This window comes from Chryseobacterium sp. YIM B08800 (genome assembly GCF_026163565.1).
In the GTDB taxonomy this organism is placed as follows: domain Bacteria; phylum Bacteroidota; class Bacteroidia; order Flavobacteriales; family Weeksellaceae; genus Chryseobacterium.
On the sequence record NZ_JAPDKN010000010.1, the window covers coordinates 19353 to 27498 of the forward strand.

Annotated in this window: 4 protein-coding genes; all 4 read left to right on the forward strand. The window is 32.9% G+C overall.

The genetic code is table 11. The features are described from left to right. The first annotated feature begins 413 nt into the window (after positions 1-413). The 4 genes from OEW74_RS05025 (at position 414) to OEW74_RS05040 (ending at position 7962) form a co-directional block, all read left to right on the forward strand. Positions 414-3011, forward strand: coding sequence for a T9SS-dependent M36 family metallopeptidase (locus OEW74_RS05025; protein ID WP_265427461.1), 2598 nt, complete (start codon positions 414-416; stop codon positions 3009-3011). 175 nt (positions 3012-3186) lie between these two features. Continuing rightward, a complete protein-coding gene (locus tag OEW74_RS05030) occupies positions 3187-5778 on the forward strand; it encodes a T9SS-dependent M36 family metallopeptidase (protein WP_265427462.1) in 2592 nt (863 codons plus the stop codon). 120 nt (positions 5779-5898) lie between these two features. Continuing rightward, complete coding sequence (locus tag OEW74_RS05035; RefSeq protein WP_265427463.1) at positions 5899-6882, forward strand: EamA family transporter; 984 nt, start codon at positions 5899-5901, stop codon at positions 6880-6882. A gap of 84 nt (positions 6883-6966) precedes the next feature. Next, positions 6967-7962 (forward strand): alpha/beta fold hydrolase, encoded by a 996-nt coding sequence (locus tag OEW74_RS05040; protein WP_265427464.1) that lies wholly within the window; start codon positions 6967-6969, stop codon positions 7960-7962. Positions 7963-8146 lie beyond the last annotated feature (184 nt).

Here is an 8146-nt window from a genome sequence, read left to right on the forward strand (position 1 = left end):
GAACCACTCGAAAGAGTGGTTTTTTTTGTTTTTGAGCAAACCTTAAATTAAATCAATTATAATTGAATTTTATTGAATAAAAATTAATTATTGAAATTTTAATGAAGCTTACATGAAATTATATTAATCATATAATGTGGAATTAAGTTTTAATTGATTTAAAAAGTACTTTTAGCATAAGGAAATTGCAAATCAAAACTTTAAAAATTGTTGAAAATACCGTTGAGTGTTAAGTGTGTGGTTTTGTAAATCAATAAGTTATGTTTTAGCCCTGAAATATATTTTATTTTAAAATGTTGATAATTAATTATTTATATATTGATTTAATTTTCCATTTATGAATTAATGAATATTTTAATTAATGGTATTTTTTATTGAGAATTAATTATACATTTGCATCTTTAATTAAGTAAATGAAAAAAGTAATTCTACCTCTTGTTATTGCAGTTTTCGCAGTAATACCTTCAGTGTCATTTGCCCAGTCAAATGAAGCGTTGATTAAAACTTATATTTCTCAAAATAAACTAAGAGAATATAAAAAATCAGATCTTAATCAATTTGTTATTGATAATGTTGATTCTTCAAAATCATTGAATGGTGATATAGTGAAAATTCAGCAGACTTATAATGGGCTTCCTGTTTATGGTACAGTAGCCACAGCTTTGATAAAGGATCATAAAGTTACTTACTTTAATGATAATTTTATTAAAGATTATACAAGTTCTGTCCCTGCGAATGCTTCTTTAAACAAAAAAGCGGCACTTAGTAAAATAGCTGTTGATCTTGGTAAAGATGAAATATCAGATCTTCCGCTTTTAGATTTCTTTCAACAAGGAGAAAATAAGCATATTGCTGCAAAACAAAGATTGGTTTATGCTTCTGATGAAAATGGAAATTTAAAATTGGCTTATGAATTTTTAGTTCACGAACCAAAAACTTCTAACCATTGGAATTACGTAATTGATGCTAATTCAGGAGCGGTAATCAGTAAAATGAATATGAATCTTTCTTGTAATTTCCATGATGGTGCCTATTCTCACGATTCACATGTTGTAGCTTTGCCTCAAAATAAAGAATATTATCCTGTTAATAATAACAGCTTATTATTATCTGCAGATAATGCATCATATAATGTTTTTGCTTTGCCTCTTGAAGCACCTACTTTTGGGTCAAGAAGTATAGTAACAAACCCGTGGATTCTTGCTTCTTCGCCAGAGGGATGGCATTCTAATGGAGTTACACATTATACAATCACAAGAGGAAATAATGTATATGCATACGATGACAAAGATGCTAACGAAAATACTTTTGGAACTTCTCCGGATGGAGGAGCTACAAGGAATTTTGATTTTCCTTATGATGCTAATGCAAAGGCAATTAATAATCTATCAGCATCAACTACCAACTTGTTTTATATAAGCAATAAGGTACATGATATTTTCTATAAATTCGGATTTACCGAATCTGCAAGAAATTTCCAAAGCAACAATTTTGGAAACGGAGGTCTTGATGATGATGAAGTTTTTGCACAATCTCAAGATGGTGGTGGTTATAACAATGCTAACTTTGCTCCATATCCGGATAATTACAATCCGATAATGCAGATGTATCTTTGGATGGCATCAAACAAAGTTTTGTTTTATAATGCACCAACAGATGCAATTCCACGTAATGTATTGGGCGGAGTAGCGCAATTTGGACCTAGACTTAATGATGTAGGAATTACAGGTGATGTAAAGTTAGCAAGCGTTATAGACGGATGTACGGCTTTACCAGCAGGAGAATTAGCAGGTAAAATAGGTTTAATTGAAAGAGGAGGTCTTTCAACTTGTACTTTCTCTTCAAAAGTGAAAAATGCCCAAGATGCAGGAGCTACAGGAGTTATCATTTATAATAATGCTGCGAATGGTTCTACATTAGGTAATATGGGTGGAACAGATGCAACAATCACAATTCCATCTATCTTGATTACTAATTCTGAAGGTGAATATATCAAAACAAAATTAGCCGCAAACACAACAGTGAATGTTGATTTAAGGTTAGATACAAAATATGACGGAAGTTTTGATAATGGAATCGTTTCTCACGAATACGGTCATGGAATTTCAAACAGATTAACAGGAACTGGCTACAATTGTCTGAATTCTGGAGCTAGTAAAGAACAAATGGGTGAAGGTTGGTCAGACTTTTTTGCTTTGATGTTAACTAACAAACCTGGAGATAATGCTTCTGTTGCAAGAGGAATAGGAACTTATGCTGGAGGTCAAGGAATCACGGGAGGCGGAATAAGACCTGCAAAATACTCTCCGGATTTTTCAATCAATGACTACACTTATACAGATACGAATGGTATGGAGTATAATAACGGTCAGGCTATTGTACCAGATGTTCACTCTATCGGTTTTGTTTGGGCAACAATGTTATGGGATTTAAATTGGGAATATGTAGCTAAATATGGTTACGCTTCAGATGTTACTTCAGGTACTACAAATGGTAGCGCAAGAGTTTTACAACTAGTAACCGATGCATTGAAGCTGCAAGTTTGCAACCCTACATTTGTTGATGGTAGAAATGCAATTTTACAGGCAGAAATGGCTACTACAGGTGGCGCAGATAAATGTATGATTTGGAGAACTTTTGCTAAAAGAGGTTTAGGGGTAAATGCTTCTGCAGGAACTAAAACCAGCATTAATGATCAAGAGCAAGACTTTACTGTTCCGGCTGAATGTTTCCTTTCTACATCAGAAACTAGTGCTGTTAAAAATGTAGGAATTTCAATTTATCCAAATCCGGCTAAGAATGAGTTTTACATTAATTTCCCAAAGAATACTTTAGGAAAAGTAGATGTTGAGATTTATGATATGTCAGGAAAATTGATTTCTACAGAAAATAAGGTTTCACCGGAATCTAAAAAAGCAATTTCTACAAGCAAATTGATCAACGGAACTTACCTTGTAAAAGTAAAAGGTTTAGGTATTGATACTACTTCAAAAGTTATTATCACTAAATAATAATATTTAAATTTTGATTATATTAAAGGTCATCTCACATTTTGAGATGGCCTTTTTGATTTTTTAAGATTAATATTCTTTCTTTTATCTTAATCTTAAACAGGATTTCATAAAATGTTGCTATTTTTATAGAATATTAATAACTAAAATCATGAATTGTATTTTTATTAATAAAATGAAGACTGGAAATTTAAAATTTTTACTTACACTTTTTATTTTATTTCCATATTTCATGTTTTCTCAGCAACAGAAGAGATTGATATCCAATTATATTCTTTCAAAACAAAGTAAGGATTTTAAAAAAGCAGATTTAAGAGATTTTGAAATTGATAATATAGACTCTTCCGAATCTTTAAAAGGAGAAATTGTAAAAATTCAACAAAAATTTAAAGGATATCCTGTTTATAATGCTGTAGGAACAGCAATCATTAAAGAGGACAAAATCGTTTATTTTTCAGATTCTTTTGTGAAAAACTATACTGTTTCGACGTCAGAAACAGCAACGCTCAAAAAAGAAAAAGCACTTGAAAATATTGCTGCAACTTTTGGGAAAGCAGAAATAAAAAATTTTCAGATTCTTGAAAATTCAGCTTCCGAACCAGATCAGAAAAATTTCACAAAGCAAAGATTGATATTTGTTGAGGTAAATGATAATTTAAGACTTGCCTACGAATTCTCCTTTCAAGAACCCAACTCAACAAATTATTGGAATGTTTTAGTAGATGCTAATTCAGGTGAAATTATTTCAAAAGACAACCTGAATTTATCCTGTAATTTTCATTCAGATGCATATTCCGGACAATCTATAGTTTCAAGTAACATAGAATCTGCAAATATTCAACAAAATACTTTTCTAAAACTTGCAGATAATGCGAGTTACAATGTTTTTCCATTACCGATTGAAGCGCCAACTTTTGGAAACCGATCGATAGTTTCAAATCCGTGGATTTTGGCTTCTTCACCGGAAGGATGGCATTCTACAGGAGCAACCACTTATACAACAACAAGAGGAAACAACGTCTTTGCTTACGAAGATACAGCAAATACAAACCAGCCCGGATTTTCTCCTGATGGAGGTATAAACAGAAATTTTGATTTCCCTTTTTCTATGAACGGAACTCCTGCGTTTAATAGAAATGCTGCAATCACCAATCTATTTTATATTAATAATAAAGTACACGATATTTTTTACCAGTTCGGATTTACAGAATCTGCAAGAAATTTTCAGCAGAACAATTTTGGTAAAGGAGGTAATGGAAACGATTATGTTTTAGCTGAATCTCAAGATGGAGGCGCTTTAAATAATGCCAATTTTACAACACCTTCCGACGGAAACAAACCTGTGATGCAAATGTATATTTGGTCAACAGTCAATAGATATGTTTTTTATAATGCACCTGTAACAGCAATTCCGAGAGTTCCTCAGGCAAATCCTGCTCAGTTTGGTTCACAACTTAATGGGGTAGGAGTTACGGGCGATGTTGTTTTAGCTTCTATAATTAATGGATGTTCTGCATTACCTGCAGGATCTTTAGCCGGAAAAATCGGATTGATTGAAAGAGGAGGAGCTTCAGGTTGTACATTTGCTTCAAAAGTAAAAAATGCTCAAAATGCAGGTGCAATTGCTGCAATTATTTATAATAATCCTGCTGCGACTAATTTTCCTTCTTCAATGGGCGGAGCTGATGCTACGATAACGATACCTTCTGTTCTGATTACAAATGATGAAGGCGAATTTATTAAAACACAACTTAATAATTCAGTAACGGTGAATATTACTTTAAAAAGTGATTCGGCAACTGCAATTACTCCCGATGGAAGTTTTGACAACGGAATTATTACTCATGAATACGGTCATGGAATTTCAAACAGGTTAACAGGAAATGGCTATACTTGTCTTTTAAAATCTGCAAGTAAAGAACAGATGGGTGAAGGTTGGTCAGATTTTTTTGCTTTAATGTTGACCAATAAACCTGGTGATAATGCAGGTGTTCCGAGAAGCATTGGAACTTATGCAAGTGGGCAATCTACAACCGGAGCCGGATTAAGACTTGCAAAATATTCTCCCGATTTTTCTATTAACAATTATACGTATGGAAAAACAAACGGGATGGAGATCGAGGAAGATGGCGAAATCGTTCCCGATGTGCATAGTATAGGATTTATTTGGGCATCAATGCTTTGGGATCTTCATTGGCAATATGCTGCAAAATATGGTTATTCTTCTGATGTTTTAGCTAATAAAAACAGTGGAAGTGCAAGAGTTTTACAGCTTGTAACAGATGCTTTAAAATTACAAACTTGTAATCCTACATTTATTGATGGACGAAATGCAATTCTTTCTGCAGAAATGTTGACTACCAAAGGGGAAGACAGATGTATGATCTGGAAAACTTTTGCAAAAAGAGGTTTAGGATTGAATGCTTTGGCTGGAAATAAAATGAACATCAATGATCAAAAAGAAGATTTTTCAATTCCTAAAGACTGTATAGATGGAAATTCAAATATTGCTATAGATAAAAGTTTGATATCAATTTATCCTAATCCGGCGAAAGATGAATTCTTTATTTATTTAAAAGATTTTACCATCGGAAATCTTCATTTGCAGATCTATGATATGTCTGGGAAATTAATAGTCTCAGAAAACAGATCTTCACAGGATTCAAGAATTCCTGTTTCTACAAAAGATTTTGAAAATGGAGTATATGTTGTAAAGATTCAAGGAATCGGCGTTGACATGAGTTCAAGAATAATTGTAAAGAAATAAAATTCAAAAAAAAATAACCAAAACGATCACCTCAGAATTTTCTGAGGTGATTTTTGTTAATATGAAGTTGTCTTATTTTTAAAATAATATGTCGTAACTTTGCCGGCTGCGAAAAAAATTATGAAGAAGAAAAATATTTTAAAAGGAGTATTGTTTGTCGGTTTTGGTGCCAGTATTTACGGAATGCTTGCTACATTCGTAAAAATGTCTTACAAAGACGGTTTTACAACTTCTGAGGTAACGACTGCTCAGTTTGCTTTAGGGATCACAGGTCTTTTGATCCTAAATTTTATTCAGACGATTACATCAAAAAAGAAATTGTCATCACCAAGTCGTAGAGAATTCAGAATGCTGGTTTTGGCGGGTACATCTTTAGGCTGCACCAGCTTATTTTATTATATAGCGGTACAATATATTGCTGTTTCTATTGCGATTGTATTATTGATGCAGTCGGTTTGGTTCAGTGTAGTGGTAGAAAGTTTTATTACCAAAAAGTTTCCCAATGCTAAAAAAGTGGTTGCAACAATCATTGTGTTGTTGGGAACTGTTTTAGCGACAAACCTAATTAATCTTGAGGTAAAATTAGATTGGCATGGTGTCTTTTGGGGATTATTGGCAGCGGCTTCTTTTACAATGACAATGTTTACTTCCAATACTTTGGCGACACATTTGCCGGTACTCAGAAAAAGTATCATCATGTTGACAGGTGGCTCTGTAATAGTTTTGCTATTCCTGTTTTTTGCACAAATTGGACCGTTGTATTCTGAAAGTTTAAGATCTTTTTATTTAAATTTCACTGAAAACACAGAACACATAAGACCATTTGATTATTCAATTTTCTGGACTTACGGGTTTATTTTAGCATTATTCGGAACCATTATTCCTCCGATTTTGTTCAATTTAGGTTTCCCAAATACAGGTTTAGGACTGGGGAGTATTATTTCTTCATTAGAACTTCCGGTATCTGTAACGATGGCATTTGCTCTTTTGGGTGAAAAAGTTATTCTTATCCAGTGGGTTGGAATTATTTTAATTTTAATGGCGATTGTTTTAATGAATTTACCTTCAAAAAAAGAGAAAATTCTTTCAGAGCAACTCTCTTAAAAATGATAATTAAATTATAAATAATACCAAAAACCGTTTCTTTTGAAGCGGTTTTTTTAAATTTATATCTAAAATCAATTTTTCATGAAATATTTTAAAAATGCTGCAGTTGTCATGTTGTTTTCATTAGCGTCTGTTTCTGTGTTTTCTCAAATAAAACCATTAGATGCGATGCTTTCCAACTATCAATATCCTTTTGAAGTTCATTTTAAAGATTTAAAATCACAAAATCAAACCCTGAAAATGGCATATATGGATGTAAAGCCAAAAAAGTCTAACGGAAAAACCATTATGCTGCTTCATGGGAAAAATTTTAACGGAGCGTATTGGGAAAAAACGGCAAAAGATCTTTCAGATAAAGGCTTCAGGGTTATTATTCCAGATCAGATTGGTTTTGGTAAATCTTCGAAACCTCAAAGCTACCAGTTTTCTTTTGCTCAGTTAGCAAGCAATACTAAAGCAATTTTAGATGAACTTAAAATTGATAAAATCATTGTTCTCGGACATTCGATGGGTGGAATGGTTGCGACAAGATTCACTTTAATGTATCCTGAAACTGTTGAAAAATTAATTCTCGAAAACCCAATCGGATTAGAAGATTATAAAGCTTTAGCAAAATATCAAACCATTGACGAAGCGTATCAGTCTGAATTGAAAAACACAGCAGAAACGTACAAAAATTACCAGCTTAAATTCTATTATGACAACAAATGGAAAGCAGAATATCAACCTTGGCTAGATCTCATTGCAGGTTGGACTTTGCATAAAGATTATCCTCAAGTTGCCTGGAATGCAGCATTGACAAGTGATATTATTTTCAATCAGCCCGTTGTGTACGAATTTGAAAATATAAAAACTCCGACCTTACTAATTATTGGAACAAGAGACCGAACAGCTATTGGAAAAGATCGTGCTCCCAAAGAAATTCAGCCAACGATGGGGCAGTATCAGGAATTAGGTAAAAAAACGCAACAACAAATCGCCGGATCAAAATTAATAGAACTCGAAAACGTAGGTCACCTTCCACACATCGAAGTTTACGATAAATTCTGGAATGCTTTGTATGATTTTATAAAGTAGGATGATGGAAGTAAGATGCTGGAATTTTACAAAATTGAGAATAAATCTAAGTAAATTGCGCTGAGAATTCCCCTCCTTTGGAGGGGTGACAAAAATTCAAAGAATTTTTGACGGGGTGGTTTTAAAACTTGGTTTCTTATTAGCCCTGATGTTCTATGTTAATATGCAAATTCTTTAGGTTAAA

Bases quoted from the DNA above. Each gene is read 5' to 3' on its own strand.
- OEW74_RS05035 (WP_265427463.1), top strand. From the start codon at position 5,899: ATGAAGAAGAAAAATATTTTAAAAGGAGTATTGTTTGTCGGTTTTGGT.
- OEW74_RS05040 (WP_265427464.1), top strand. From the start codon at position 6,967: ATGAAATATTTTAAAAATGCTGCAGTTGTCATGTTGTTTTCATTAGCG.
- OEW74_RS05030 (WP_265427462.1), top strand. From the start codon at position 3,187: ATGAAGACTGGAAATTTAAAATTTTTACTTACACTTTTTATTTTATTT.
- OEW74_RS05025 (WP_265427461.1), top strand. From the start codon at position 414: ATGAAAAAAGTAATTCTACCTCTTGTTATTGCAGTTTTCGCAGTAATA.